Source organism: Pseudomonas alkylphenolica (assembly GCF_016009175.1).
In the GTDB taxonomy this organism is placed as follows: domain Bacteria; phylum Pseudomonadota; class Gammaproteobacteria; order Pseudomonadales; family Pseudomonadaceae; genus Aquipseudomonas; species Aquipseudomonas alkylphenolica_B.
Map to the genome: position 1 here is coordinate 19,198 of NZ_JADUCM010000013.1, position 26,364 is coordinate 45,561.

31 protein-coding genes are annotated in these 26,364 nt (G+C 60.2%); 19 read left to right on the top strand and 12 right to left on the bottom strand.

Annotated features, from left to right (window positions below):
* Nucleotides 1-105 precede the first annotated feature (105 nt).
* A complete protein-coding gene (locus tag I5S59_RS13365; RefSeq protein WP_197877033.1) occupies nucleotides 106-579 on the top strand; it encodes a methylated-DNA--[protein]-cysteine S-methyltransferase in 474 nt (157 codons plus the stop codon).
* 8 nt (nucleotides 580-587) lie between these two features.
* Here I5S59_RS13365 and I5S59_RS13370 read toward each other — a convergent pair whose 3' ends face one another.
* Nucleotides 588-779, bottom strand: a complete 192-nt coding sequence (locus I5S59_RS13370) for a PLDc N-terminal domain-containing protein (protein ID WP_128325947.1) — start codon at nucleotides 777-779, stop codon at nucleotides 588-590.
* A gap of 128 nt (nucleotides 780-907) precedes the next feature.
* Here I5S59_RS13370 and I5S59_RS13375 point away from each other — a divergent pair, with 128 nt between their 5' ends.
* Complete coding sequence (locus I5S59_RS13375) at nucleotides 908-1,849, top strand: ZIP family metal transporter (RefSeq protein ID WP_197877034.1); 942 nt, start codon at nucleotides 908-910, stop codon at nucleotides 1,847-1,849.
* On the opposite strand, the gene I5S59_RS13380 is transcribed toward I5S59_RS13375, so the two are convergent.
* Together I5S59_RS13380 and I5S59_RS13385 are read right to left on the bottom strand one after the other, a co-directional pair.
* Nucleotides 1,846-2,376: a hypothetical protein gene (locus I5S59_RS13380; RefSeq protein WP_197877035.1), complete on the bottom strand. Its 531-nt coding sequence runs from the start codon at nucleotides 2,374-2,376 to the stop codon at nucleotides 1,846-1,848. The two genes, I5S59_RS13375 and I5S59_RS13380, sit on opposite strands and share 4 nt — an antisense overlap.
* Nucleotides 2,377-2,435: 59 nt before the next feature.
* Nucleotides 2,436-2,960 carry an ankyrin repeat domain-containing protein gene (locus I5S59_RS13385; RefSeq protein WP_197877036.1) on the bottom strand — a complete coding sequence of 175 codons (525 nt, stop codon included), beginning with the start codon at nucleotides 2,958-2,960 and terminating at the stop codon, nucleotides 2,436-2,438.
* Nucleotides 2,961-3,234: 274 nt separating this feature from the next.
* On the opposite strand from I5S59_RS13385, the gene I5S59_RS13390 reads away from it, so the two are divergent.
* A complete protein-coding gene (locus I5S59_RS13390; RefSeq protein WP_197877037.1) occupies nucleotides 3,235-3,507 on the top strand; it encodes a DUF3509 domain-containing protein in 273 nt (90 codons plus the stop codon).
* A 115-nt stretch (nucleotides 3,508-3,622) separates the two neighbouring features.
* Here the strand turns inward: I5S59_RS13390 and I5S59_RS13395 are convergent, their stop codons facing one another.
* The 3 genes from I5S59_RS13395 to aroC are packed head-to-tail and all read right to left on the bottom strand — an operon-like array spanning nucleotide 3,623 to nucleotide 6,426.
* Complete coding sequence (locus I5S59_RS13395; protein ID WP_197877038.1) at nucleotides 3,623-4,141, bottom strand: 1,2-dihydroxy-3-keto-5-methylthiopentene dioxygenase; 519 nt, start codon at nucleotides 4,139-4,141, stop codon at nucleotides 3,623-3,625.
* Nucleotides 4,142-4,150: 9 nt separating this feature from the next.
* Nucleotides 4,151-5,296 (bottom strand): MFS transporter, encoded by a 1,146-nt coding sequence (locus I5S59_RS13400; RefSeq protein ID WP_197877039.1) that lies wholly within the window; start codon nucleotides 5,294-5,296, stop codon nucleotides 4,151-4,153.
* 38 nt (nucleotides 5,297-5,334) lie between these two features.
* Nucleotides 5,335-6,426: a chorismate synthase gene (gene aroC / locus I5S59_RS13405; protein ID WP_128325940.1), complete on the bottom strand. Its 1,092-nt coding sequence runs from the start codon at nucleotides 6,424-6,426 to the stop codon at nucleotides 5,335-5,337.
* A 133-nt stretch (nucleotides 6,427-6,559) separates the two neighbouring features.
* Between aroC and I5S59_RS13410 the strand changes: the two genes are divergently transcribed.
* A complete protein-coding gene (locus I5S59_RS13410; RefSeq protein ID WP_197877040.1) occupies nucleotides 6,560-7,522 on the top strand; it encodes an alpha/beta hydrolase in 963 nt (320 codons plus the stop codon).
* Nucleotides 7,523-7,628: 106 nt separating this feature from the next.
* Nucleotides 7,629-8,420: a hypothetical protein gene (locus I5S59_RS13415; RefSeq protein ID WP_197877041.1), complete on the top strand. Its 792-nt coding sequence runs from the start codon at nucleotides 7,629-7,631 to the stop codon at nucleotides 8,418-8,420.
* A 56-nt stretch (nucleotides 8,421-8,476) separates the two neighbouring features.
* On the opposite strand, the gene prmB is transcribed toward I5S59_RS13415, so the two are convergent.
* Complete coding sequence (prmB, locus tag I5S59_RS13420) at nucleotides 8,477-9,385, bottom strand: 50S ribosomal protein L3 N(5)-glutamine methyltransferase (RefSeq protein WP_128325937.1); 909 nt, start codon at nucleotides 9,383-9,385, stop codon at nucleotides 8,477-8,479.
* A 189-nt stretch (nucleotides 9,386-9,574) separates the two neighbouring features.
* Here prmB and I5S59_RS13425 point away from each other — a divergent pair, with 189 nt between their 5' ends.
* The 5 genes from I5S59_RS13425 to I5S59_RS13445 all read left to right on the top strand — a co-directional run bounded on the left by I5S59_RS13425 (nucleotide 9,575) and on the right by I5S59_RS13445 (nucleotide 12,215).
* On the top strand, nucleotides 9,575-10,165 hold the full coding sequence (locus I5S59_RS13425; RefSeq protein WP_128325936.1) for a cysteine hydrolase family protein: 591 nt from the start codon (nucleotides 9,575-9,577) through the stop codon (nucleotides 10,163-10,165).
* 76 nt (nucleotides 10,166-10,241) lie between these two features.
* The gene (locus I5S59_RS13430; RefSeq protein WP_197877042.1) at nucleotides 10,242-10,562 is read left to right on the top strand and encodes a hypothetical protein; all 321 of its coding nucleotides are present in this window, start codon (nucleotides 10,242-10,244) and stop codon (nucleotides 10,560-10,562) included.
* A gap of 52 nt (nucleotides 10,563-10,614) precedes the next feature.
* Nucleotides 10,615-11,172, top strand: a complete 558-nt coding sequence (locus tag I5S59_RS13435; protein WP_128325934.1) for a Smr/MutS family protein — start codon at nucleotides 10,615-10,617, stop codon at nucleotides 11,170-11,172.
* Nucleotides 11,173-11,242: 70 nt separating this feature from the next.
* On the top strand, nucleotides 11,243-11,788 hold the full coding sequence (folE, locus tag I5S59_RS13440) for a GTP cyclohydrolase I FolE (protein WP_197877043.1): 546 nt from the start codon (nucleotides 11,243-11,245) through the stop codon (nucleotides 11,786-11,788).
* Between the two features lie 58 nt (nucleotides 11,789-11,846).
* Nucleotides 11,847-12,215 carry a glutathione S-transferase N-terminal domain-containing protein gene (locus tag I5S59_RS13445; RefSeq protein ID WP_197877044.1) on the top strand — a complete coding sequence of 123 codons (369 nt, stop codon included), beginning with the start codon at nucleotides 11,847-11,849 and terminating at the stop codon, nucleotides 12,213-12,215.
* A gap of 4 nt (nucleotides 12,216-12,219) precedes the next feature.
* On the opposite strand, the gene I5S59_RS13450 is transcribed toward I5S59_RS13445, so the two are convergent.
* On the bottom strand, nucleotides 12,220-12,822 hold the full coding sequence (locus I5S59_RS13450) for a glutathione S-transferase family protein (protein WP_197877045.1): 603 nt from the start codon (nucleotides 12,820-12,822) through the stop codon (nucleotides 12,220-12,222).
* Between the two features lie 146 nt (nucleotides 12,823-12,968).
* Here I5S59_RS13450 and I5S59_RS13455 point away from each other — a divergent pair, with 146 nt between their 5' ends.
* Nucleotides 12,969-14,159 (top strand): benzoate/H(+) symporter BenE family transporter, encoded by a 1,191-nt coding sequence (locus I5S59_RS13455; RefSeq protein ID WP_197877046.1) that lies wholly within the window; start codon nucleotides 12,969-12,971, stop codon nucleotides 14,157-14,159.
* Here the strand turns inward: I5S59_RS13455 and I5S59_RS13460 are convergent.
* Entirely contained in the window at nucleotides 14,124-15,545 is a 1,422-nt protein-coding gene (locus tag I5S59_RS13460) for a PLP-dependent aminotransferase family protein (protein ID WP_197877047.1), read from the bottom strand. The two genes, I5S59_RS13455 and I5S59_RS13460, sit on opposite strands and share 36 nt — an antisense overlap.
* 113 nt (nucleotides 15,546-15,658) lie before the next feature.
* Between I5S59_RS13460 and I5S59_RS13465 the strand changes: the two genes are divergently transcribed.
* Nucleotides 15,659-16,843, top strand: coding sequence for an MFS transporter (locus I5S59_RS13465; protein WP_197877048.1), 1,185 nt, complete (start codon nucleotides 15,659-15,661; stop codon nucleotides 16,841-16,843).
* Between the two features lie 200 nt (nucleotides 16,844-17,043).
* Nucleotides 17,044-17,766 carry a lipopolysaccharide kinase InaA family protein gene (locus I5S59_RS13470; RefSeq protein ID WP_232239733.1) on the top strand — a complete coding sequence of 241 codons (723 nt, stop codon included), beginning with the start codon at nucleotides 17,044-17,046 and terminating at the stop codon, nucleotides 17,764-17,766.
* 1 nt (nucleotide 17,767) lies between these two features.
* On the opposite strand, the gene I5S59_RS13475 is transcribed toward I5S59_RS13470, so the two are convergent.
* Nucleotides 17,768-18,529 (bottom strand): SDR family oxidoreductase, encoded by a 762-nt coding sequence (locus I5S59_RS13475; protein WP_197877050.1) that lies wholly within the window; start codon nucleotides 18,527-18,529, stop codon nucleotides 17,768-17,770.
* Between the two features lie 229 nt (nucleotides 18,530-18,758).
* Between I5S59_RS13475 and I5S59_RS13480 the strand changes: the two genes are divergently transcribed.
* Nucleotides 18,759-19,763 carry an NADP-dependent oxidoreductase gene (locus tag I5S59_RS13480; protein WP_197877051.1) on the top strand — a complete coding sequence of 335 codons (1,005 nt, stop codon included), beginning with the start codon at nucleotides 18,759-18,761 and terminating at the stop codon, nucleotides 19,761-19,763.
* Here I5S59_RS13480 and pyrF read toward each other — a convergent pair.
* Nucleotides 19,753-20,454: an orotidine-5'-phosphate decarboxylase gene (gene pyrF, locus I5S59_RS13485; RefSeq protein ID WP_197877052.1), complete on the bottom strand. Its 702-nt coding sequence runs from the start codon at nucleotides 20,452-20,454 to the stop codon at nucleotides 19,753-19,755. The genes I5S59_RS13480 and pyrF overlap by 11 nt on opposite strands.
* A gap of 179 nt (nucleotides 20,455-20,633) precedes the next feature.
* Between pyrF and I5S59_RS13490 the strand changes: the two genes are divergently transcribed.
* Nucleotides 20,634-20,801 carry a DUF2897 family protein gene (locus tag I5S59_RS13490; RefSeq protein WP_128325924.1) on the top strand — a complete coding sequence of 56 codons (168 nt, stop codon included), beginning with the start codon at nucleotides 20,634-20,636 and terminating at the stop codon, nucleotides 20,799-20,801.
* Nucleotides 20,802-20,855: 54 nt separating this feature from the next.
* Here I5S59_RS13490 and I5S59_RS13495 read toward each other — a convergent pair whose 3' ends face one another.
* The gene (locus I5S59_RS13495) at nucleotides 20,856-21,182 is read right to left on the bottom strand and encodes a ComEA family DNA-binding protein (protein WP_197877053.1); all 327 of its coding nucleotides are present in this window, start codon (nucleotides 21,180-21,182) and stop codon (nucleotides 20,856-20,858) included.
* Nucleotides 21,183-22,159: 977 nt separating this feature from the next.
* Between I5S59_RS13495 and I5S59_RS13500 the strand changes: the two genes are divergently transcribed.
* Genes I5S59_RS13500 through rfbH form a run of 4 tightly spaced genes read left to right on the top strand, consistent with a single transcriptional unit; the run spans nucleotide 22,160 to nucleotide 26,362 of the window.
* Nucleotides 22,160-23,149: an FAD-binding oxidoreductase gene (locus I5S59_RS13500; RefSeq protein ID WP_197877054.1), complete on the top strand. Its 990-nt coding sequence runs from the start codon at nucleotides 22,160-22,162 to the stop codon at nucleotides 23,147-23,149.
* 12 nt (nucleotides 23,150-23,161) lie between these two features.
* A complete protein-coding gene (gene rfbF, locus I5S59_RS13505; protein WP_197877055.1) occupies nucleotides 23,162-23,935 on the top strand; it encodes a glucose-1-phosphate cytidylyltransferase in 774 nt (257 codons plus the stop codon).
* Nucleotide 23,936: 1 nt separating this feature from the next.
* Nucleotides 23,937-25,019 (top strand): CDP-glucose 4,6-dehydratase, encoded by a 1,083-nt coding sequence (gene rfbG, locus I5S59_RS13510; protein ID WP_197877056.1) that lies wholly within the window; start codon nucleotides 23,937-23,939, stop codon nucleotides 25,017-25,019.
* 29 nt (nucleotides 25,020-25,048) lie between these two features.
* A complete protein-coding gene (gene rfbH, locus I5S59_RS13515; RefSeq protein ID WP_128325920.1) occupies nucleotides 25,049-26,362 on the top strand; it encodes a lipopolysaccharide biosynthesis protein RfbH in 1,314 nt (437 codons plus the stop codon).
* Nucleotides 26,363-26,364: the final 2 nt, after the last annotated feature.

Here is a 26,364-nt window from a genome sequence, read left to right on the forward strand (position 1 = left end):
GGGGTCGCCTCACCGCCGTGCTGTAGCAGCAAGAAACAATTCCATCGTCGACCGAGCACCTGTGGCGGTATCGTTAGCGTTCATTTTCCGTCCAGGTCTAGCTCCATGTATTACCGCTATTTGCCCAGCCCGCTCGGCCCGCTGCTGCTGGCCGGCGATGAACAGGGCCTGCACCTGCTGCACATGGACGCTGCGCAGCCGTGGGCATTGCCAGATGCCTGGCAACCGGCCGGCAATCGGCTGGATGAAGTGGCGCGCCAGCTGGAGGAGTATTTTGCCGGCAAGCGCGAGCAGTTCCAGGTGAAACTGGCGGCCCAGGGCACGCCGTTTCAGCACGAAGTCTGGCAAGCCTTGCAACGCATCCCCTACGGCACCACCTGCAGCTACGGTGATCTGGCCCACGAAATCGGCCGCCCCCGCGCCGTTCGGGCCGTCGGCACCGCCAACGGCGCCAACCCGATCGCGATCATCGTGCCCTGCCACCGGGTAATCGGCAGCAATGGCACGCTGACCGGGTATGCCGGCGGGGTGGAGCGCAAGCAACTGTTGCTGGAGCTTGAAGGCTCGTGGTTGCTCTGAGCCCTCCCCTACATCCGTACGTTCCCTCGCGGGCCGGCGATGGCCCAGATGATCAAGCCGAGTACCGGCAGCAGCAGGATCAACAGAATCCAGACGATCTTGATGCCAACGCTCGCGCCACTTTTAAGCACATTGATGATCGCCCAGATGTCCAGCGCCAGGATGATCAGGCCCACCAGGCCGTTAAATGTAGAACCCATGGTGTTTCCCTCGTATGCAGTGTGCCCAAAGGATAGTTGCCTATGGCGCTGATAGAGGTGAATCGTTGGCCGGGCCGGCAATGCACTGGTTACACTCGAGGCATCCACTGCTATAGAAAGAGATGATCATGCCCAGCGCCGAAAGCTCCAGCAGCCCAGTGCCCGTGTCGTTACGCAGTGCCTGGCTGCAACAGGCGCAATCCACGCCCTGGCTCAGTGCTGGCCTGGCCTTGAGCCTGCTGGCTGTATGCGGACTGTTGATCGCCAGCGCCTGGAATGCGGTGAATGGTGACCACCAGGAAAACCTGCACTTGGCCATGCTCGGGGGGCTGGCCGGCTTTTGCGCCACCGCGTTGGGGGCAATCATGGCGGTGCTGTTGCGCGAGGTCAGCGCACGCAGCCAGGACGTGATGCTCGGCTTCGCGGCCGGGATGATGCTTGCCGCCAGTTCGTTTTCATTGATTCTGCCGGGGCTGGATGCCGCCCGCGAAATTACCGGAAACGGCCCGTTCGCTGCACTGACGGTGGTGGTCGGCATGGGCCTGGGCGTGCTGCTGATGCTCGGTCTCGACCGTTTCACCCCGCACGAACACGAAAGCACCGGGCCTTGCGGCCCCCAGGCGGACCGGATCAACCGGGTGTGGTTGTTCGTGTTGGCCATCACCCTGCACAACCTGCCTGAAGGCATGGCCATCGGCGTCAGCTTCGCCAATGGCGACCTCAATGTCGGCTTGCCGTTGGCCAGTGCCATCGCCATCCAGGACATTCCCGAAGGCTTGGCAGTGGCGCTGGCATTGCGCGCTACCGGTCTATCCGCCTTGAAAGCGGCGCTGGTTGCGATTGGCTCGGGCTTGATGGAGCCGATCGGGGCAGTGATCGGCCTGGGCATCTCCACCGGCTTTGCCATCGCCTACCCGGTGAGCATGGGCCTGGCTGCCGGGGCGATGATCTTTGTGGTGTCCCACGAGGTGATCCCGGAAACCCACCGCAACGGCCATCAAACCTCGGCCACCCTGGGCTTGATGGGTGGCTTTGCAGTCATGATGTTCCTCGATACCGCCCTCGGTTAAACGTGCACAGCAACCCGCAGCGCTTCCAGTGACGGCGCTGCGGCAATACCGACCTCGGCAGACAGCGCCAGCACACGCTCGAGGTCGTTGTTGCCGACCAATACCACCTGCAGTTCGTCATCGAGCAACTGGCTGAAGTTCATCAGCACATAGCCCCCCGCCTCTTTGTTCATCGCGCCCATCTGCACCTGGATACGGTTAAGCGCGGTCAGTGGCTCAACCTTGGCCAGTTGTTTGGGCTTGAGAGTAAAGGCCACGCTCTTGTCGAAAGAGTCGACGATCTGGGCGAACAGGTCCTGATAAGTATCGGCCTGGAACAGCACGGTGTCGGGCAGGCTGCCAACGACGATCCACTCCCACAAAGGGATCGGGAAGCTGTCGTCGTAGTTGATATCCGGGTTGGCGGCGAGAAAGGCCTGCGGGTCGGCAGCGGCCTGGGCGGCTTCGTCGGCGATGCGCTCGATGTCGTCTTCGCGCATGCAGCCAGCGCTGATTTTGCCGATGAGTTCGACCAGTTGGGATTTCATGAAGGGGCCCTGCGACGGTAAAAAAGTCGCCAAGGATAGCCGCAAAAGGCCCCTTTGGGTTAACCGCGCAGCGCTTGCAGTTGCACAGCCGTGTCGCTGGCGCCCATCGCATGGGCAGCATCAAGGGCGTTCATGCCCTTGGCATCCTGCTGGCGCGGATCGGCGCCCTTGGCGAGCAGGTAATCGACGATGGCGGTGCGGTTGAACATGGCGGCCATCATCAGGGCAGTACGCCCGTCAACGGCGCTGGCATCCACCGGCACGCCGTGTTCAATCAGTACTTGTACCATCGCCAGGTCGCCTTTGAAGGCTGCGCCCGCTAACGGCAGCTGACCATTGTCATTGGCGATCAGCGCATCAGCGCCCTTTTCCAGCAGGGTCTGCACGGCCTCTACATGCCCGTGATAGGCCGCGAGCATGAGCAAGGTGTCACCCTTGTGGTTGCGCAGATTGGCGGGCAGGCCCTTGTCCAGCAAGCGCCCGAGCATAACCGCATCGCCCTGGCGCGCCCGGTCGAACACTTCCTCTGCGAAGGCGGCGGCTTCGTCGTCGCTCATGCTCACGGGGCTACGTTGGTCGGACATGGGGAACCTCCTGGCTAGTGGAAAGCCTCAAGTCTTGGTCAGTAAGCCGATGCGGTCAATTGTGGATAAGCGATCGCCACGACATAAGAAATCTATTGGCCGCAGCGCTGTGCAAAATGCACGATGCAAATTGCACGGCCATGCACAATGCACGGTCCAGCTTACAAAATAATTACCTAAGTCGTTGTTTTTAAACAATTTAAATTAACTGCACAGCCTGGCACAGTCGCTGCACCCTTCACTCCATGTCTGCCACTCACAGTCAGGAGCTGATATGGACCTCATCCAGGAAAAATTCGCCTCGGTATTCTCCGCCTACGCCGTCACCACCCAGGCGCGCCCCGATGGCGGCATTTTGCTGACCTTGCGTGCTGCAGACGGCAAAGTGACCAGACGGTCGATTTCCTACAACCAACTGCACAGTGCTGAGCAACTGACCTGGGCGATCAGTGCCCTGCGCCGCGACCTGGCCGAACAAGCCAGTGAACTGCCGGTGATATCACGGCTGCAGAGCCAGCAGCGGTTTGCGCTGCCGACTTATCGCTAAGGTAAACCCGCTATCACCTGTGGGAGCTGGCGTAGCCTGCGATCGAGCGCGAAGCGGTCGCAAATAATGGCACTGCAGCGCAGCCATCGCAGGCTTCGCCAGCTCCCACTTTCGGTCAGTCGTCGAGCCGCGGGAATGACTCTGCAACCTTGTCACCGGTAAACCTGGCCGCTTGCCCCTCAACTGTATTGAACACCCGAAGAGCGACAAAACGCGGGTCATCACCCATATCGACCCACAGCCGCGTGCCTGCCGGCACACTGATCATGTCGCCCTTCTCGCACAACACGGCGTACACGTAATCCTCGATGCGCAGGCTGAACAGCCCGCGCCCTGCCGCGAAAAAGCGCAGCAGGTCTTCTGTGCAGGTGTGCTCGTCGTGCAAACTTGCATCCGCCTCGCGGCTCACATCGACCTGGCTGTAGCCCTTTTCAGCCATCAGCCTGTCGAGGTCCTGCCGGTAAGCTGCAATGATCTCCTGCTCACTCGCACCCGGCTGCAGGGGCACACTGGCCTCCCAGCGCTCGAAGCGTACGCCCTGCTCGGCCAGGGTCGCGGCAATGTCCTCAAGGTGGGTAAGCACCTTGTTCGGAATGTCCGCAGTGGACTGGTGGTAGACGGTCAGACTGCTCATGGGCAATTCCTATAACTGGGCATCTTTCATTCGGGTGGCAATGATAACGGCTGCAGCCATGGCTGCGACGCTGGCAATACTAAAGGTGGTAGCGGCGCCCAGCAGGTTCCAGCTGTAACCGGAATACAGGGCGCCGAGCGCGCCGCCGGTACCCGCCAATGCAGCGTACAGGGCTTGCCCCTGCCCCTGCTGACGGGCAGCGAAACTGCATTGTACAAAGGCGATGGAGGCCGCATGAAAGCTGCCAAAGGTGGCCGCATGCAGCACCTGCGCGAACAACAGCACGCCCACATGCTCGGCAAAATTACCCAGCAGCAACCAGCGCAGCGCCGCCAGGATAAAACTGGCCATCAGCACCCGGCGCAGCGTGAAGCGCGCCAGGATCCGGCTCATGCCCAGGAACATCAACACCTCGGCAATCACCCCCAGGGCCCAGAGCAGACCGATGGTGCCGCGGCTGTAGCCCAGCTGTTCCAGGTGCAAGGTCAGGAAGGTGTAATACGGCCCGTGACTGAGCTGCATCAACGCGACGCAGACATAGAACGCCGCCACCCCCGGGCTCGCCAGCTGCTTGAGAAAACCGCCCGGACTGCGCTCGTTCAACCCCGGTGGCTGGGCATTGGGCACCCAGAAGCTGGCCAGCACGATACCCGCCAGGATAATCACCAGCGCCTGTGGATAAACGTCCAGGCTCAAGGCATCAAACAGGCGGCCCAGGCCGACAACGGTGAGAATGAAACCGATGGAACCCCACAAGCGGATCTGGCTGTAGCGAGCCGTCTGCCCTTGCAGGTGCGCCAGGGTGATGACCTCGAACTGCGGCAGTACCGCGTGCCAGAAGAAGGCATGCAGGGCCATGACCAACGCGAGCCAGGCGTAGCTCTTATCGAAGAAAATCAGCGAAAAGCTCGCCAGGGTGGCCATCGCCCCCACCCGCACGATCAACAAGCGCTGACCACTGCGGTCACCGAGCCAGCCCCACACATTGGGTGCGATGCAGCGCATCAGCATAGGGATGGCGACCAGCTCACCGATGCGTGCGCTGGAGAACCCCAAGTGATGAAAATACAGCGCCAGGAAAGGCGCTGTAGCACCGAGCAAGGCGAAATAGAACAGGTAGAAGCTGGACAACCGCCAATAGGGAATCGGTGCCACGGCTCAACACGCCGCGGCACAGGGGCCGAATGCGGGCATTACAGCTGGCCCAGCACCGGCGTGTTCACCCGTACATCGGCATTCTGGCCGCGGTGGCGCAGCAGGTGGTCCATCAGCACGATGGCCATCATCGCCTCGGCGATCGGCGTGGCACGGATGCCCACGCACGGGTCGTGACGGCCCTTGGTGATCACTTCGACCGGGTTGCCATCGACATCGATCGAGCGGCCGGGGGTGGTGATACTGGAGGTCGGCTTCAACGCCAGGTGGGCAACGATCGGTTGGCCAGAGGAAATCCCGCCGAGAATGCCACCGGCGTTGTTGCTGAGGAAACCTTCCGGGGTCATTTCGTCACGATGCTCGGTACCGCGCTGGGCGACGCTGGCAAACCCTGCGCCGATCTCCACACCCTTGACGGCATTGATGCTCATCAGCGCATGGGCCAGTTCGGCATCGAGGCGATCGAAAATCGGCTCCCCCAGCCCCGGCATCACGCCCTCGGCGACCACGGTGATTTTTGCCCCGACCGAATCCTGGTCACGGCGCAGCTGGTCCATGTACGCCTCAAGCTCCGGCACTTTGTCCGGATCAGGGCTGAAGAATGCGTTCTGCTCCACCGACTCCCAGGTCTTGAACGGAATTTCGATCGGCCCCAGCTGGCTCATGTAGCCACGAATGCGAATGCCCTGGCTGGCCAGGTATTTCTTGGCAATGGCACCTGCGGCTACGCGCATGGCAGTTTCACGCGCCGAGCTGCGGCCACCGCCACGGTAGTCACGCTCACCGTACTTGTGGTGGTAGGTGTAGTCGGCATGCGCCGGGCGGAACAGATCCTTGATCGCCGAGTAGTCCTTGGACTTCTGGTCGGTATTGCGGATCAGCAGGCCAATGGCACAGCCGGTGGTGCGCCCTTCGAATACGCCCGAGAGAATTTCGACTTCGTCGGCTTCCTGACGCTGGGTAGTGTGCCGGCTGGTGCCTGGCTTGCGCCGGTCGAGATCGTGCTGCAGGTCGGCCAGGGAAATCTCCAGGCCCGGCGGACAGCCGTCGACAATGGCGACCAACGCCGGACCATGGCTTTCGCCAGCGGTGGTGACAGTGAACAGCTTGCCGTAGGTATTGCCGGACATGCAGGACGCTCCGCGAATCAGCCTGATTTGAACAAGGCCGCCAGTATACGCAGGCTAACCAATCAGTTCATCCCTGACAGCGAACCTTCTGCTTGAGCACCGGTCAAACTGCCATCTCCTCGATAGTGGCCTCATGATGTTGCGCGTTCTCGCGGTAATCGTCCTGCTGTTCAGCAGCCTGGCCCAGGCCGCTGCCCCCACGGTGCTCCAACGCCCGATCAGCCTCGATACCGGGAGCGGTGTGCTCTACGGCAGCCTGCTGTTGCCGCGCACCGAACAACCGCCGCCGGTGGTGTTGATCATCCCCGGCTCCGGCCCCACCGACCGCAACGGCAATAACCCCGACGGCGCTCACACTGACAACCTCAGGCAACTGGCTCTGGTGCTGGCAAAAAACCGCATCGCCAGCGTGCGCTACGACAAGCGCGGCGTGGCCGCCAGTCGGGCAGCAACGCCCAACGAGCGCAACCTCAGCGTCGAGCGTTATGTCGCCGATGTCGTGGCCTGGAGCCAACAGCTCTCTGCTGACCCGCGCTTCGGCCCGCTGATTTTGCTCGGGCACAGCGAGGGCGCCCTGATCGCCAGCCTCGCGGCCCCTTCCAGTGGCGCCAGCGCGGTCATCAGCGTGGCGGGGACGGGCCGGCCGATCGATGAGGTGTTTCGCGCACAACTGGCAGGCCAGTTACCCAGCCGCTACAACCAGCAGGTCACGCAAATACTCGACACGCTCAAGGCCGGTCGCCCCGCAACCGATATCCCTCGCCCCTTGCAGGACGCGTTTCGTCCGTCGGTACAGCCGTACCTGATTTCCTTGTTGCGCCAGGATCCGGCCGCAGCCTTTGCAAAGATAAAAGTTCCGGCGCTGATCATTCAGGGCACCCATGACATCCAGGTCGACGTCAGCAACGCCGAACGGCTCAAGGCGGCCAAACCCGATGCCGAACTCGCGCTGATCCAAGGCATGAACCACATGCTGCGCATTGCCCCGACCGCTGCCAACCAGCAGCGCGAGAGCTACCTGAACCCGAAATTGCCGCAAGCCAGTGAACTGGGTGAGCGCGTGGTCGACTTTATCCACAGGCTTCCCGCCGCTTGAACGAATTTCGCGTACATTCGGCCTCCAGTCCCGGACGATTCTGCCGATAAGCCGGTGCTGGCATCGTGATTGTGTCCAGCTTGCTGTGCACAAGAGGATTGCCGTGATGACTGAAGCCGCCCACCAGGACGCCCCCGAAACCCCAGAAGCCGCGCCGGAACCGGCTCCACTGCCCTGGGCCGACGTAGCGCCGGAACACTTCCAGATGCTGCGCCTGGCGCCGCTGCCTACCGACCGCAACAGTGGCGCACGACCACTGCGCTTCGTCCAGTACGGCTACGCCGAGCGTCACAGCAAGGACACCAGCCTGTTGCGCATGGCCATCCAGCTGCCGGGGCAAAAAGTACGCAAAGAGCAGAATCATCTGGATATCTGGGTCGACCACCAGGAAAAGCGCGTACACATCGGCCCCGACAGCGGTCTGCAGATCGAGCCGCTGAACCGCGGCATCGGCCGCTTCATGCTGGCGCAGGCCGTGGGCTGGGCCCAGCGCAAATGGTCGCACTACCGAGTCGAAGGCGCTGCCCTGGCCAACAAGGACGCCCTCAACGAAGACACCCGCCTGCGCCGCGATCATGTGCTGCACAGCCATGGCCTGGAAGTCGAATATGCCGATGCGCAACACCTCAAGGGGCGTTACGTCGAGGTGCAGGTCGGTGAACTCAAGGCCGGTTGGAGCACCGACAAACTGCAGCGCGTTGAGATTCTCGATGCCGCGCAGATGCTCCAGCAGGCTGAGCAGAACCTGCAGGAAAAAGAAGCGCAGTTGCGCGAGCGCGATGAACGCGTGAGCAAGTATCGCCGCGAAGACAGCGGCTTGCGCTTCACCATCACCTGCCTGGTGGCCTTCGCCGTGTTCCAGGCCGGCTTGCTGATCTGGATCGCCACGCACCGCTAAGGCGGTGGCGATCCAGCTGAATCAGACCAGGCCGCTACGCGGCCCGGCGCTGAGCGTTACACCTTCGAAGCAAACAGCGCCTGGTGCTGACGGCACTGCTCGGCGGTGAGCATGAACACGCCGTGCCCGCCACGCTCGAATTCAAGCCAGGCAAAGTCCACTTCCGGGTACAGCGCTTCGACGTGTACCTGGCTGTTGCCGACTTCAACGATCAGCAGGCCCTTCTCGGTCAGGTGATCTGCCGCTTCGGCCAGCATGCGCCGCACCAGGTCCAGGCCGTCGTTGCCACAGGCCAGGCCCAGCTCCGGTTCATGGTGGTATTCATCCGGCATATCGGCGAAATCTTCGGCATCGACATACGGTGGGTTGGACAGGATCAGGTCAAAGCGCTGGCCAGGCAAACCGTCAAAACCGTCGCCCTGCACGGTGTACACGCGCTCTTCCAGGCCATGGCGCTCGATATTCTGGTTAGCCACTTCCAGTGCTTCGAACGACAGGTCGGCCAGCACCACTTCGGCCTCCGGGAACACTTCGGCACTGACAATGCCGATGCAGCCCGAGCCGGTGCACAGGTCGAGAATGCGCGCCGGCTCAGCGGCCAGCCACGGCTCAAACCGTTTTTCGATCAGCTCACCGATGGGGGAACGCGGAATCAGTACGCGCTCGTCGACGATGAAGGCCAGGCCACAAAACCACGCCTCACCCAGCAGGTAGGCCGTTGGCACGCGGTCTTCGATGCGGCGCTTGAGCAGGCGCTGCAGGTGCACCAGTTCGTCGTCTTCCAGCTGGCAATCCAGGTAGCTGTCGGCGACTTCCCACGGCAGGTGGACCGAACCCAGTACCAGCAATCGTGCTTCATCCCAGGCGTTGTCGGCACCGTGTCCGAAAAACAGGCCATGTTCGTGGAAACGGCTGACAGCCCAACGGATATGATCGCGCAGGGTGCGCAGGCGAGAAGTGATCACAACAGACTCCTTGAAAGACGAGGCGTAATTCTAACAGCCCGATTCGAGAAAAGGTCGGCGAAAACGCCGTGTAAGCATTTTGCCGACATGGCTGCAGGCCACTAACCACGCCGCTTGTACGCGAAGCGATTCACATAAGTGCTCAGGCAGGGGAGAATAGGTGAAAAGCCCCCTCCAAAGGAGCCCTTGATGTCTGTTCCAATGACGATGTTCCACCTCAGCGGTCGTGGTTATCCACCGGCCAAGCTGAACAACGCCAGTCTGGTCATTATCGACGCGCAAAAAGAGTACCTCAGCGGTCCACTGGCGTTGTCAGGCATGGACGAAGCGGTCAAGAACATCGCGAAAATGCTCGACGCGGCCCGCAAGGCCGGCCGGCCGATCATCCACGTGCGCCACCTGGGTACCGTGGGTGGCATGTTCGACCCCCAGGGGCCACGCGGCGAGTTCATTCCCGGGCTTGAGCCCCAGGGCGATGAGGTGATCATCGAAAAGCGCATGCCCAATGCCTTCAAGAACACCACCTTGCACGAAACCCTGCAGAAATATGGTCACCTGGACCTGATTGTCTGCGGTTTCATGAGCCATTCGAGCGTAAGTACCACCGTACGCCGGGCCAAGGACTATGGTTACCGTTGCACCCTGATCGAGGATGCCTGCGCCACCCGTGACCTGCCGTTCAAGGACGGGGTGATTCCTGCAGCTCAGATCCAGCAGAGTGAAATGGCAATCATGGCTGACAACTTTGCATGTGTGGCGCCGACCAGCAGCCTGATCTGACGGACCATCCGACGGGCTGGCGGAACCACCTTGCGGGTTTTCGGTCTTAAACCGGATATCCATAGAGGAAATCGGCATGAAGTTGTCCGATGGTTTCGATGCCAAACGCTTGCGCCAGCGTGAGCCACGCAATTGGGGCGCGCGCCTGGCGGCAGCCTTCTCGGCGCTGCTGGCAACCCTGGGCGTGCTGCTGGCCATGGCCGGCGCCGCCAGCCTGCTGGGCAACCCCGAGGCATTGGCTGAGCTCAATGCCAATCGGGCAGGTGCAGTGGTCATAATCGTTGTCGGCTTGCTATTGCTGTACCTGGGCATCTGGTTCTGGCGTCGCAGCCGTTTGCGCCTGCGCCGCAGCCGCGAGTTGAACCTTTCGCCGCACCTGATGAAAAAACACGATTGACTGCAACCTGCGGGGGAGTCGCGTAAACTACGCCGCCCAGGCGGAGGCTTACATGCAAGACGACGATTTTTCCCTGTTCAAAAGCGAGATGCGCGGCGTCAAGCCGATCACGCATGATCGCGCCGAAGTTGGCAAACCCAAAGCCGACCGCAAGAAGCTGGCAAGCCTGCGCCAGGCCGCCACCGTGCGTAGCGACCAGACCGTGGTCGATGGCCTGTCGGACCAGTTTGTCATCGATGTTGGCCCGGAAGACGACCTGCACTGGAGCCGTGACGGCGTCCAGGAAAGCCAGATGCGCAAGCTCAAGCTCGGCCAGATCGGTTTCGAAGGCAGCCTCGACCTGCACGGCATGAATGTGGAAAAAGCCCGCGAAACGCTGTGGGCCTTCCTCGCCGAGGCCACCCGCTTCGAAGTACGTTGCGTGCGGGTTACCCATGGCAAGGCGGTACGCCTGGACGGCAAGAAGCCAATGATCAAGAGCCACGTCAACACCTGGCTGCGCCAACACCCGCAAGTACTGGGGTTTACCTCGTGCCAGGCCCGTCACGGCGGCACCGGGGCGGTGTACGTGATGCTCAAACGAACCATGCTCGAAGGCCGCGACGAGTAACGCCGCGCTTGCAGCGCCGCCACAGCCGCCGTACCCTTCGCGTTTGCGATAATTCCCCACAGGTAGATCCATGTCCCTGGAACAGAACTACACCGCTATCCTCGGCCAGATTGGCGAGGACGTCTCCCGCGAGGGCCTGCTCGACACGCCCAAGCGGGCTGCGAAGGCCATGCAGTACCTTTGCCGCGGTTATGAACAAACCCTGGAAGAAGTGACCAACGGCGCACTGTTCAGCTCCGATAACAGCGAAATGGTCCTGGTCAAGGACATCGAGCTGTACTCGCTGTGCGAGCACCACATGCTGCCATTCATCGGCAAGGCCCACGTCGCCTACATTCCCGATGGCAAGGTCCTGGGCCTGTCCAAGGTTGCACGGATCGTCGACATGTACGCACGTCGCCTGCAGATCCAGGAGAACCTCAGCCGTCAGGTTGCCGAGGCGATCCAGAAGGTCACCGGCGCCCTGGGCGTCGCGGTGGTCATCGAAGCCAAGCACATGTGCATGATGATGCGCGGCGTCGAAAAGCAGAACTCCACCATGATCACGTCGGTGATGCTCGGCGAGTTCCGCGAAAATTCCGCCACCCGCAGCGAGTTTCTCAGCCTGATCAAGTAATCAGGCCCGCCTGCAAGCCGACCTCTCGTGGTCGGCTTTTTTATTCCGAGGAGTTGCCATGATCGTCAAAGCACTGCGTGTGGGCCTGGGCCAATTGATTGTTTTCGGTGACTGGATCAGCCGCCCGGCCAAGCTCAAGCGCGACCCCGCCGCCCAGGCCAAGGTCGAACAACAGGCCAAGGGCCTGAGCCTGTATCAGTTCCATGCCTGCCCGTTCTGCGTGAAAACCCGCCGCACCCTGCACCGCCTTAACGTGCCGGTGGCCTTGCGCGACGCGAAGAACAACGATCAGGACCGCCAGACCCTGCTCAACGAGGGCGGCAAAATCAAAGTGCCGTGCCTGCGCATCGACGAAGACGGCAAGACCACCTGGATGTACGAGTCCAAGGTGATCATCGACTACCTCAACAAGCGTTTTGCCGCCTGATCGCTCAACCGGTCATGGTCACATGACGGGGGTGGCTGGCAACGCGTTCCAGCCATGCCTGGATTGCCGGGTACGCTTCCAGGTCAAAGCCGCCCTGATGGGCGACATGGGTGTAGGCGTACAAGGCGACGTCGGCGATCGAGTAGCTGTCCCCCACCAGATACGGGGTTAGCTGCAACTGCTTTTCCATAACCTTCAGGGCTTTGTAGCCGCCCTTGTGCAGGGTTTTGTATTCCTCCAGGCGCTCTTGCGGCAGCCCCAGGTAAAACTGGATGAAGCGCGCCACAGCGATGTACGGCTCATGGCTGTATTGCTCGAAAAACTGCCACTGCAGCACCTGGGTGCGCAACCGTGGTTCGGTGGGCAGAAACGCGCTGCCATCGGCGAGGAAGTTGAGAATCGCGTTGGACTCCCACAGGTACGTGCCATCTTCAAGCGCCAGCACCGGCACTTTGCCGTTGGGGTTCATGGCCAGAAATTCCGGGGTTTCTGTCTCGCCGTTGAGGATATCCACCGACTGCCACTCGTATGGCAGGTCCAGCAGATGCAGCATCAGCTTGACCTTGTAGCAGTTGCCCGACTGGTAATCACCGTAAACCTTGTACATCTCCCCTCCCCGTTCAATGACGCAAACCTGCCTGCACTCATAGTTGGCGACTGTACGGCTAAATGCAATGCCTGCTGTATGGCATGAATTAAGGTCCTGCGCGTTAGTCTGAAAAAACTGCTTACACCTAGAACAAGGATTGACCCATGCCCGACGCCACGTCCGCGCACTTGCGCCCTTTGGCCGACTCTTCGCCCTCTGCCGTGGTCGCAGGCTTCATTGCCATGCTCACCGGCTACACCAGCTCGCTGGTACTGATGTTTCAGGCTGGCCAGGCAGCCGGCCTGACCACTGCGCAGATTTCATCGTGGATCTGGGCGCTGTCGATTGGCATGGCAGTGTGCAGCATCGGTCTGTCGCTTCGTTATCGCACACCGGTGACGGTGGCCTGGTCGACGCCAGGTGCCGCCCTGCTGATCACCAGCCTTGGCGGTGTCAGCTACGGCGAGGCCATTGGCGCCTACATTACCTGCGCCGTGCTGGTGGTGATCTGCGGGATGACCGGCAGCTTCGAACGCCTGGTCAAACGCATTCCCGCCTCCCTTGCGTCCGCCCTGCTGGCAGGCATTCTGTTCAAGATCGGCAGCGAGATTTTCATCGCCGCCCAGCACCGCACGGCACTGGTGCTGGGCATGTTCTTCAGCTACCTGATCATCAAACGCCTGTCACCACGTTATGCGGTGCTCGCCGCTTTGCTGGTGGGCACCGCCCTGTCCGGCGCCATGGGCCTGCTGGACTTCAGTGGCTTCAGCCTGGAGGTGGCAACGCCGGTATGGACCACGCCGAGCTTTTCCCTGGCCGCGACCATCAGCATCGGCATTCCGTTGTTCGTCGTGGCCATGACCTCGCAGAACATGCCGGGTGTTGCCGTGCTGCGCGCCGATGGCTACCAGGTGCCAGCTTCACCACTGATCTCGGTAACCGGTCTGGCCTCGCTGGTACTGGCACCCTTTGGCTCGCACGGTATCAACCTGGCGGCAATCAGCGCGGCCATCTGCACCGGGCCACATGCCCATGAAGACCCGAACAAGCGTTATACGGCGGCGGTCTGGTGCGGGATTTTCTACGGCATCGCCGGCGTCTTTGGCGCCACCCTGGCCGCGCTCTTCGCGGCACTGCCCAAAGAACTGGTGCTGTCGATTGCCGCCCTGGCCCTGTTCGGCTCGATCATGAACGGCCTGACCGTCGCCATGAGTGAATCCAGAGAACGGGAAGCGGCGTTGATCACTTTCATGGTCACTGCCTCAGGCTTCACGCTGTTCTCGATCGGCTCGGCGTTCTGGGGAATTGTCGCCGGGGTGCTAACCCTGATGATCCTCAACTGGCGCAAGGCCTGAGGCTCGCCGCGTACGCTGGAAAAATGCCTGGGCCCGCTGGTCCTGGGCATAGGCGACATTGATGCGTAACCAGTCACTTTCGCGGCCCTGTGGATCAAATGCGCTGCCCGGTGCCAACAGCACCGAGCAGGCCAGTGCCTGACGATTGAGCGAAGCAAAATCCCAACCGGGGCAACGTGCCCAAACGAACATGCCCCCGTAAGGCTCGGTAAACACCTGCCACCCGCCAGCCTCCAGCTGCCCCAGCGCCTTGGCCATGTGTTGCGCCAGGCGCGGGCGCAAGCGTGCGACACTCTTGCGGTATGCCCCCGTCGCCAGCAACTGTGCGACCACCTGCTCGGTAAAGCGCGAATTACCCAGCCCGGTGACCATCTTCAGCTCGGCCAGGCGTGCAACCAGAGCAGGCGCTGCCACCAGGTAACCGATGCGCAACGAGCTGCTCAGGGTTTTCGAAAAGCTCGCGAGGTAAATCACCCGCTGCTCGGCATCCAGCGTTGCCAGACGTGTGACCGCACCGTCCTGGAAGTCGGCATAGATATCGTCTTCGATGATCTGCACGTCATATTCACGGGCAAGCTCAAGCAAACGATAAGCGACCTTGGGGGTAAGGCTGCTGCCCGTAGGGTTGTGGTACAGGCTGTTGATGTACAGGCAGCGCGGCCGATGCTGCCTGAGCATCGCCTCGAGTACATCCAGGTCGGGCCCGCTGGCAGTACGCGGTACCTGCACCATCTCGACGCCATGCTGGCGCAGCAGGTTATACAGGTTGTAGTACCCGGGGCTTTCCACCAGCACCTTGTCGCCCGGTTTGAGCAGTGCGCGCACCAGCAGATCGAGGGCATGGCTGGCGCCCTGGGTGGTGAGAATCTGTTGCGGGCTGACCTGGATGCCAATCTGCCCCAGCGCCTTGTACAACTGGCTGCGCAAGCTGGCCAGCCCCAGGGGCGGGCTGTAGTCGATCAGGTCCTGTACCGGCCCGCGACTGACCTGACGCACCGCCTGGGCAATAGCCTCGCTGGGGCGCCAACTGGAAGGTACCCAGCCGCAACAGAGATTGAGCAAGTCGCTCTGGTCGTCAGCGAACTGTTGCCAGCGGTTGTCAAAGGACTCATCGCGAACAGGCAGGTCCTGCAGCGGCTCGCTGAAGCGTTGCTCGGCGACGAAGAAGCCAGCGCCATGCCGCGCTTCCAGCACACCCGCGGCGACCAGCCGGTCGTAAGCTTCGATCACACACGAGCGACTGACATCCTGCTCCTCTGCCAGCTGGCGGATCGAAGGCAGGCGGCTGCCTGGACGCAAGCGCCGGTGTTCGATCCAGGCCTGCAATTGCTCCACCAACTGTTGCACCAGCGGCGTAGTGGATTGGCGGTCGAGCGTCAGATTCATGGCCAAAGTGTTCGCGAATTTTGTACGAACAGTTAATCACAAATCCCGAAGCAGTGTGCATTGTGAGCCATGAGGGATCGCCTGATAGTCACGGCATTCAAAAGGATGCCTCCATGACGCTTCAGCGTTCCCCTGCCCGACTGGCCTTCGCGCTGTGCCTGATTACCTTTGCGGTCAACCTGCAGGCGCCCCTGTACACCGCCTACGCCGAACTGTCCGGCAAAGGCATCGCCGCCACGGCGGTGGCGTTTTCTGCCTACGTGGCAGGCGTGGTACCGGTGCTGTTACTGCTGGGCGGCCTGGCGGATCGCGTCGGGCGGCGACCGCTGATCATCGTCGCCCTGGCCCTGTCGATGCTGGCTACCACACTGATGCTGGTTGCGCCGGGCCTGGAAACCCTTGGTGTGGCACGCCTGTTACTGGGAGTCGGTACGGCATTGGCCTCCGCAACCGGGACCGCCTACATGAGCGAACTGATGCAGGAGGGCGAAAGCCGACACGCCGCTACCTGGGTGACCGCCAGCACCTCCCTGGGCTTTGGCCTGGGCGCGGCGATTACCAGTCTGTACCTGTTGCGGGAATCAACCCTGACACCTGGCAGTTTCTACCTGCACCTGGTGTTGGCCTGCCTGGCGCTGCTGGCCGTCTGGAAACTGCCCGATCCGCGGGGCAATACACAAAGCCCATGGCTACGCCTGCCGTGTTACCCGACTGGCAGCCTGGTGTATGGCATGGCGATCTTGCTGGCCTGGGCCTGCGTCGGCCTGGTGATTGCCTTGTTGCCGTCGATCCTCAAACAGCATGGCCTGGCCAACTGGTCGGGCTTCTCAACCTTTTGCGTCATCAGCTGCGGATTGCTGTTTCAGCCACTGGCCCGGCGCATGGCGCCAGCGCGGTCAACCTTGCTTGGCTTGATCGTACTGCCCTGCAGTTATGCGCTGCTCGCCTGGGGCGCCGATCGTGGTCAATTGTTTGCCGTACTGCTTGGTGCCGTGGCAGCCAGCAGTGCCTGCTACGGGTTCATCTACCTGGGGGGACTGTCGGCCGTCACTGCGCTGGCGGGTACCGAGAAAGCGCGCGCCAGCGCCGGCTTTTTTCTCCTCGCCTACCTGGGCTTCAGCCTGCCGGTGATTTTCACCGGACTGCTGGCTGACAGCCTGGGACCACGCATCGCGCTGCTGGTATTTGGAACCGGCCTGATGCTTGGCTGTTTGCTGGCTGGTTCGTGTATTGCGCGGCACCTCCATCGTTGCAAACGGCTGCCTCTTCACCCCGAGCACAGGGTCAAATATGAATAAATTGTGAAATAAATGTTAAAATTTGTTAATCGGCGTTAATATTATTTTGACGATGGCATTTTGACATAGGGATGTGTGCGGTGACGGGTGGATGCAAGGATTTGGTCAAAGAGTTTTCTTATACGCTCAACCACCGCAGAGCCACCTTACACTTCAAGACGCCTCCGGCCTGCCCCACCACCCGGGCCCTGCAACGCCTGATGGAACAGAAAGGCACGAGCAAACGTGTCAGCGCACCGCTGGATTGCACGCATACCGCCCTGTTTACCAAACGCCAACCGCTGGACTCGTTGCGCAAAAAACTGCGCGTCGCGTTTGGCGGCGCCAAACGCCCGGACTTGAACGACTGGGTGGTTGAGGAACTGGTCAACACCGCAGAAGCCCACAAACGCGGTGCGCGGGTCGCGCCGCTGGTAGGCTTCGGTTATTCCAAAGATCGCTTTGGCCTGATGGAGGACTTCTTCATCATCACCGGCTTGCTGACCGGTCACACCGACGGCTGGGAGTGGGTCAACGCCAGGCCCGAGCAGGTCGAAACCTTGATTACCAGCGCCTTTGAGCTACTGCATTCACTGCATCAGCAAGGCATCAGCCACATGGACTTGTGGGCCGCCAATATCATGATCCCTGACCGCATGCCCGGCGCCGCCAAAGCCATCGACCTGGAAAACTGCTTTTGCCGGCCCACGGCCTACCTTGCCGAGACCCTGGGCTTTCAGTTCGGCTTTTTCTATTTCCGCGAGATTTACCGGTTCATCACCGAAGCCCATTACGACCAACTCGTCGAGGCAGCGCTGACGAAATACCCGGATATCGACCGCGCACGCTTCGATCATTGCTACCAGATCAGCAAGCACGAGCAGATCGGCCGTAAAGACCGACGTGCCGTGTTTCTCGAAGGCGCATTGCAGTCGCGCTGGTGAATCAGATCGCCGTGGCGCCGCCATCCACTGCCAGCGCCTGGCCCGTGGTGAACGCCGCGCCGTCGCTGCACAGGTAAAGCACCGCGCTGGCAATCTCTTCAACCTTGCCGATACGCCCTACCGGGTGCATCGCTGCAGCAAACTCGGCCTTGCGCGGGTCAGCCTCGTAAGCGCGTCGAAACATATCGGTATCGATGACGGCCGGGCACACAGCGTTGACGCGAATCTTCTTCTTGGCGTACTCGATGGCGGCTGATTTGGTCAGGCCGATTACCGCATGCTTGGACGCGCTGTAGATGCTCATCTTCGGCGCCGCACCCAGGCCTGCTACCGAGGCGGTGTTGACGATGGCACCGCCACCCTGGGCCAGCAACAATGGCAACTGGTGCTTCATGCACAGCCACACGCCTTTGACGTTGACCCCCATGATTGCATCGAACTCGGCCTCACTGCCCTCCGCCAGGCGTCCCTGTTCGATCTCGATACCCGCATTGTTGAACGCATAATCGAGGCGACCGTAGGCCTCGATCGTGGTCGCCAGCAGTTGCTGTACCTCGGCTTCGCGGGTCACGTTGCAGGCAACGAACAACGCCTCGCCACCGGCGGCGCGAATCAGCGCAGCGGTTGCTTCGCCACCGACGGCATCCAGGTCGGCTACCACCACCTTCAAGCCTTCGGCAGCAAAAGCCAGCGCCGTGGCCCGGCCAATACCCGCCGCACCGCCAGTGACCAGAGCTACCTGGCCGGAAAAAGTCATCGTCATCATGGGCTCCTGTAGCAACGTGAGGTTTGTGCCTTGGAGTCTAGGCAGCAGAACGCAACGATTGGCAGCATCATCAAGGGGCCGGTTGAAGGGTTATCGGCGCGGGTGATTGTCAACCAGGCAGTAGATCACCGTCATCGATTGCACTGCATTCGCCACAACCGAGAACCTTGCCGGATGGCCGCAGAGGGTCTATCAACAATCTTTGTCTTCCATCCGAGAGCCTGCCATGACCGCCCAGACCAACCGCCGTTTTCTGCTCGCCAAACGACCGATCGGCGCCGTCAGCCGAGACGACTTCACCTTTGAACAAGTTCCGGTTGGCGAGCCCGGCGAAGGCCAGGTACTGGTGAAAAACCTCTACCTGTCCCTCGACCCTGCCATGCGTGGCTGGATGAACGAAGGCAAATCCTATATTCCGCCGGTCGCGCTCGGTCAGGTCATGCGTGCCTTGGGCGTGGGCGAAGTGATCGCCTCAAAACACGCGGGCTTTGCCGTCGGCGATCACGTCAACGGCCCCTTGGGCGTGCAGGACTACTTTCTCGGAGAGCCGCAGGGCTTTTACAAGATCGACCCGAAACTCGCACCGCTACCGCGCTTCCTGTCGGCTCTGGGCATGACCGGCATGACTGCCTACTTCGCGCTGCTTGAAGTCGGTGCGCCGAAAGCCGGTGAGACAGTGGTGATCTCCGGTGCTGCGGGCGCGGTGGGCAGCATTGCCGGGCAGATCGCCAAAATCAAAGGATGCCGGGTGGTAGGTATCGCCGGCGGAACAGAAAAGTGCCGGTACCTGAAAGACGAACTGGGCTTTGACGGCGTCATCGACTACAAGGCCGAAGACGTGCTTGAAGGCCTGAAACGTGAATGCCCGAAAGGTGTGGACGTCTACTTCGACAACGTCGGTGGCGACATCCTCGATGCCGTGCTCAGCCGCCTGAACTTCAAGGCGCGGGTAGTGATCTGTGGCGCCATCAGCCAGTACAACAACAAGCAGGCAGTCAAAGGCCCGGCCAACTATCTGTCATTGCTGGTGAACCGCGCGCGAATGGAAGGCTTCGTGGTGATGGACCATGCCGCCAACTATGGCAAGGCAGCACAGGAAATTGCCGGCTGGCTGGCAACCGGCAAAGTGCAGAGCAAGGAAGATGTGGTCGAGGGGCTGGAAACCTTCCCCGAGACGCTGTTGAAGCTGTTCAGCGGGGAAAACTTCGGCAAGCTGGTGCTTAAGCCCTGATCTCGGCAACCACTGCCGCCAGTGCCTGGGCAGGGTCGGCCGCCTGGCTGATCGGGCGACCGATCACCAGGTAGTCGGAGCCTGCGTCCAGTGCCTGGCGCGGCGTCAGGATTCGGCGCTGGTCATCCTGGGCGCTGCCTGCAGGGCGGATACCAGGAGTTACCAGTTGCAGCGAAGGATGCGCCGACTTCAGTGCCGGCGCCTCCAGCGCAGAACACACCAGGCCGTCCATACCGGCCTTCTCGGCCAGTGCAGCCAGACGCAGCACCTGCTCTTGCGGCTCGATATCCAGGCCGATACCGGCGAGGTCTTCACGCTCCATGCTGGTCAGCACGGTCACACCGATCAGCAGTGGCTGCGGGCCGCTGCGCTTGGCCAGCACCTCACGGCAGGCGGACATCATGCGCAGGCCACCGGAGCAGTGCACATTGACCATCCACACACCCATTTCCGCAGCGGCTTTTACCGCCATGGCAGTGGTGTTGGGGATGTCATGGAATTTCAGGTCGAGGAACACCTCGAAGCCCTTCTCTACCAGGGTTTCGACAATGCCCGATGCGCTGCTGGTGAACAGCTCCTTGCCGACCTTGACCCGGCACAGGGCGGGATCGAGCTGATCGGCCAGCTTCAGGGCGGCGTCACGGGTAGGGAAATCCAGGGCGACGATGATGGGCGTCTGGCAGGCGGACATGGGCTGGTCTCTTGGCAAGTCTTGAACGGCGCGCATTGTAAACGAAGCGACGGCCCGTGGGGGCCCGATGATCGTGAATTGGCTCTTGTAGTAGCCAGTTCCTATACTTTGAACCAATGAAGGATCTGTTCGATCCAAATTCTAGAAGCAGCGCCATTCGCCGCTCAAAGGAGAAGTCCATGCCTTGGTATGCCTGGTTGATACTGGTGATAGCGCTCGGCTCGATTGTCGGCGGCCTGATGTTGCTGCGCGATACGGCCAAGAAACTGCCGTTGACAGAGGAGCAGCTAAAGCGTGTGCATGAGCGCAATGCGGAGATGGATGCCAAGGATGCGCAGGATCGGTGAAATACGCATTGAAAACCGCGAGGAAGGCCGGTCATCGACCGGCCCGGTGCAGCACTAGTTCACAGTGAGCTTGTCGCGGTTGCGATCAAGCAACGCCTTGCCGATGCCTTTGATCTCCAACAGCTCGTCCACGGACGCGAACGCACCATGCGCTTCGCGGTAGGCGACGATGGATTCAGCCTTGGTTTTGCCGATGCCGGCCAGGGCGGTCTGCAAGGTGAGCGCGTCAGCCGTATTGAGGTCCAGTTGCGCGGTGGGCTGTTGCGCAGCAACGATAGCTACCGGGGGTGTTGCTGGTTGGCTGGCGGGTGCTGCGCTTAGCGTAAAGGATGCGCTGGCGAACAACGGGAGTAACAGGTAGGACAGGACGGTGTTGCGCATGGTGAAGACTCCTTCGGTGATTGCAAAGGCAGCTTTTCCTTGGCTGCCGTTGAACCGTAGAACGGCAGGAGAAAGAGTTCAAACGACTTAACCAGAAGGAATCATTACTGAATCAGTCAAAGGCCCACCTTTCGCTTCTCGTAAAAACCTAGACCAAAGAAAACTCTTACAAACTTAGTTCCACGAACTCACCTTCTAGATTCCCATACATAAGTTATGTAGAGGGCACTCGCAACAAGACCTGCATTACAATCAAATCGCAGTATTTTCAACACACTCCTACTTCAGACGCGCATTGCTGGCGAAGGAATAAAGCACACTCACTTTCGATCCATAATGACCACCGGTTAAACGCAACAGTGGGCATAAGTGACTCCCAACACTGACCCTACACAACCTGGACGACCGTTCACGCCATCAGCCCTCCCGGGGCTGCGACAAGTGATGCGCAAAACCGGGATCTAGGATATCCTCCCGCCCCTTGAAGGCGTAATGCTCATTTCTCTGGCGGCGCTACTTCTAACCCGACATGGATGTGAGCTTTGAGCATGGATAATGGATGTCATCAAGAGACTCTGGGGGCTGCTCCTGCAGCAGTAGTCTTTTGCCCCGTTGTTGAACGAGCGCAAAAAGCAACACCAGAGATGCCGCCAAAGCGCTATTGCCTAGCCAGTAGCCCTCTGGTTGCACGCCTATCGGGTCACCACGGGCAGTCTTCGCCCGTCACCCCTATTGCGTCACTTAGCAACTCCTGCCCTGTGCCCAGCGTCACGGTGAACACGACCAACAGCAAAAGCACGCTTCAACGCTTCGCTGTTTTTTTCGTGCCAACTGCCTGTTCACGCGTCGTCTTGCCCCATGCTGTTCCTCGTCTACATTAGGCCGCGGTCTTTTTATAGCCTTGGAATCTACAGATCTGGAGCGAGGTGACGGCAACATTTGCTGCCCGTATAGAATATTAAAATCCGGTAACCACTATGGCTTCAGTAAAACTTCACAACGGGAAAACCTTCAGTTCCGAGGCTGGCATATCAATGCTCGACAGTGCCAGACAAGCTGGCATCACCCTCGAGTACAGCTGCAGGACCGGGCGCTGTGGGGTTTGCAAGACCAAAGTGCTCTCCGGTGAAACAGAAACGCTCAAGGACGAAACCTCGCTGACTCCCGACGAGTGCGCAGAGGGCCTGATCCTGACGTGCTGCCGTCGCGCCGTGACCGATGTGGAGATCGATGCCGAAGACATCGGTGCACTCGGCGACATTGTTGTGAAGACCCTCCCCTGCCGTGTCGACACGATCAAAAAGCTTGCCGACAATGTCGTGGAAGTCACCCTCAGGGTCCCCCCTAACAGCAAGTTCGCGTATCTGCCCGGACAGTATCTCGACATAATCGGCGAAGCGGGCCTGCGTCGTAGTTATTCCATAGCCAATGCCCAGCGTGATGACGGAAAACTCGAACTGCAGATCCGTGAAGTCGAGAACGGTATGATGTCGGCGTACTGGTTCGACCGTGCAAAAACCAACGACCTGCTGCGACTTGAAGGCCCGCTGGGCACCTTCAGCCTGCGCGAAAAAGACGTTAGCAACATCATTTTCCTGGCCACAGGTACCGGCATAGCCCCCGTCAAGGCCATGCTCGAGCAGTTGCTTGGCAACCCTTCGATGGCCACAGGAAAAAGGGTCTTCATCTATTGGGGGGGGCGTACAACCAACGACATCTACTGGACGCCACAACTCCAGGGATTGGACGCCACGTTCATACCGGTATTGTCACGGGCAGACACCCATTGGGCGGGACGAACCGGTTATGTCCAGTCGGCACTGATCAATGATGACATCGATCTCACCCGATCGGTCGTCTACGCCTGCGGTTCGGAAGACATGATTCATTCCGCTCGCGATGTACTGACTGCTGCGGGATTGCCTGCCAAACACTTTTATTCAGATGCATTTGTAAGTTCAAATTGATAAGGAGTAATCATGAAAGCGGTCATTCTGGCAGGCGGTTTGGGGACACGCCTGAGTGAGGAAACCAGTGTGCGGCCAAAGCCGATGGTAGAGATCGGTGGAAAACCAATCCTCTGGCACATCATGAAGATGTATTCCTCGCACGGCATCAATGACTTCATTATCTGCTGTGGCTACAAAGGCTATCTGATCAAAGAATACTTCGCTAACTACTTCCTGCACACGTCGGATGTAACTTTCAACATGCGTGAAAACACCATGAAAGTTCACGACAAGCGCGCCGAAGACTGGAATGTCACCCTGGTTGACACCGGCGACTCGTCGATGACCGGCGGCCGCCTGCGCCGCGTGGCAGATTATGTCCGGAATGAAGAAGCCTTCTGCTTCACCTACGGTGACGGCGTGGGCGACATGGACATTGGTGCCACTATTGCCTTCCACAAGCGCCATGGCAAAGCTGCGACACTCACTGCTACCTACCCCCCTGGACGCTTTGGCGCACTGGACATCAAGCAAGGCCAGGTTCTCAACTTCAAGGAAAAGCCCAAAGGCGACGGCGCCATGATTAACGGCGGCTTCTTTGTTTTGTCCCCTCAGGTACTCGAATACCTGACCGACGACAGCACCGTTTGGGAACAAGAGCCATTGATGGGTCTGGCAGCAGCCGGCCAGCTGATGGCTCACGAACACCCTGGATTCTGGCAGCCAATGGACACCCTGCACGATAAAAACCTGCTGGAAAAACTGTGGCTCAATGGCAAGGCACCTTGGAAAACCTGGGATTAATATGAAAGCGACTGTTTCAGCTGCCTTCTGGAAAGGAAAGAAGGTATTCGTCACAGGCCATACCGGGTTCAAGGGCAGCTGGCTGTCCCTGTGGCTGCAAGGCATGGGCGCGCACGTCAAAGGGTTCGCACTGGCACCTCCGACAACGCCATCGCTCTTTGAGCAGGCGCGCGTTGAAGACGCCATGACTTCGCAGATCGGAGATATTCGCGACCTGCACGCCATTACCGAGAGCATGACGGCTTTTGATCCGGACATTCTGATCCACATGGCCGCTCAGCCTCTGGTCAGGTTGTCTTACCGCGAGCCGGTCGAGACCTATGCCACCAATGTCATGGGCACTGTCCATGTGCTGGAGGCTGCACGCCAATGCCCAAGCCTGCGCGCAATCGTCAATGTCACGACAGACAAGTGCTACGAAAACCAGGAATGGGAATGGGGCTATCGTGAAAACGAGCCCATGGGTGGTCACGATCCTTACAGCAACAGCAAGGGTTGTGTAGAGCTGATCACTTCCGCCTACCGCAATTCCTTCTTCAACGTTGATGGCGCGGCAGCACTGGCCTCGGCCCGTGCCGGCAATGTGATCGGTGGCGGTGACTGGGCCGAAGACCGCCTTGTTCCCGACATTCTGCGCGCCGTTGAAAAAGGGGAGCCGGTAGTCGTTCGCAACCCGAAAGCGACGCGCCCCTGGCAGCATGCCCTCGAGCCGCTCAGCGGTTACCTTGTCCTCGCCCAGCACCTGTGGGAGCAGGGCAACACCTTTGCGCAAGGCTGGAACTTCGGTCCTCGGGATGAAGACGCGCGCCCAGTCGAATGGATACTCGACCATATGGTCAAGGCCTGGGGCGCCGGCGCGAGCTGGCAACTGGATAACGACCCGCAGCCCCACGAGGCGCGCTACCTGAAGCTCGATATCTCCAAAGCCCGATCCCACCTGAAGTGGGAGCCGACCTGGAACCTGGAAACCACACTGACCCGAATCGTCACCTGGCATCACGCCTGGTTGCGAGGCGAGGATATGCACGCCCATTGCGTGGAAGAAATCAACAGCTATATGGCAGCCATGGCTGCTGACGCCTAAACAACCAAAAGCTTTAAGCAGGAAATACTATGACCCCCGATATGCTCCGCCAGGAAATCAGCCAGCTCGTCGAGCGTTACGCTCAGACTGCCCTGGCAGCCAAACCTTTTGTAGGCGGCGAGACTGTCATTCCACCTTCGGGCAAGGTGATTGGCGCGCGCGAACTGCAACTGATGGTTGAAGCATCCCTTGATGGCTGGCTGACTACCGGCCGTTTCAATGCTGAGTTCGAAAAGAAGCTGGCGGAGTTTCTTGGCGTCAAATACCTCATCACCGTCAACTCCGGCTCCTCGGCCAACCTGGTGGCGTTCAGCACGCTAACCTCGCCCAAGCTGGGCGACCGCGCCATCAAGAAAGGCGACGAAGTCATTGGTGTGGCGGCAGGCTTCCCCACCACCGTCAACCCTATCGTTCAGTTCGGGGCGATCCCGGTCTTTGTCGATGTCGACATGGCCACCCACAACATTGACCCTGAGCTGATTGAAGCAGCCATCACCCCCAAGACCAAGGCGATCATGCTCGCCCACACCCTTGGCAACCCATTCAACCTGGGTAAAGTCAAAGCGCTGTGTGAAAAGTACAACCTCTGGCTGGTCGAAGATTGCTGCGACGCACTCGGTGCGACCTATGACGGCAAGCTGGTCGGCACCTTTGGTGACATCGCCACCTTGAGTTTCTACCCCGCTCACCACATCACCATGGGTGAAGGCGGTGCAGTGTTCACCAACAATGCCCAGCTGAAGCTGATTGCCGAATCGTTCCGTGACTGGGGGCGTGACTGCTACTGCGCACCGGGTTGCGATGATACCTGCGGCAATCGCTTCGGCCAGCAATTCGGCAGCTTGCCACAAGGTTACGATCACAAGTACGTGTATGCCCACTTGGGCTACAACCTGAAGATCACCGACATGCAGGCCGCCTGCGGACTTGCGCAACTCGACCGCGCGCCAGAGTTCATCGAAACCCGCAAGCGCAATTTCAAGCTGCTCAAAGAGCGTCTGTCCAGCCTGAACGACTTCCTGGAAATCGCCGAAGCCACCCCCAACAGCGACCCGTCCTGGTTTGGTTTCCCGGTAACCCTGAAAGAGAGTGCCGGAGTCAAGCGTGTCGATCTGCTCAAGTTCCTGGATCAAAACAAGATTGGTACCCGCCTGCTGTTTGCCGGCAACCTGATCCGTCAGCCGTACTTCCACAATGTGGAGTACCGCGTCGTTGGCGAGCTGACCAACACTGACCGGACCATGAACCAGACCTTCTGGCTGGGCGTTCAGCCTTCGCTGGGCCAAGAGCACTTTGACTACGTCGGTGAAAAACTGGAAGAGTTCTTCGGGATCGGTTTCTAACT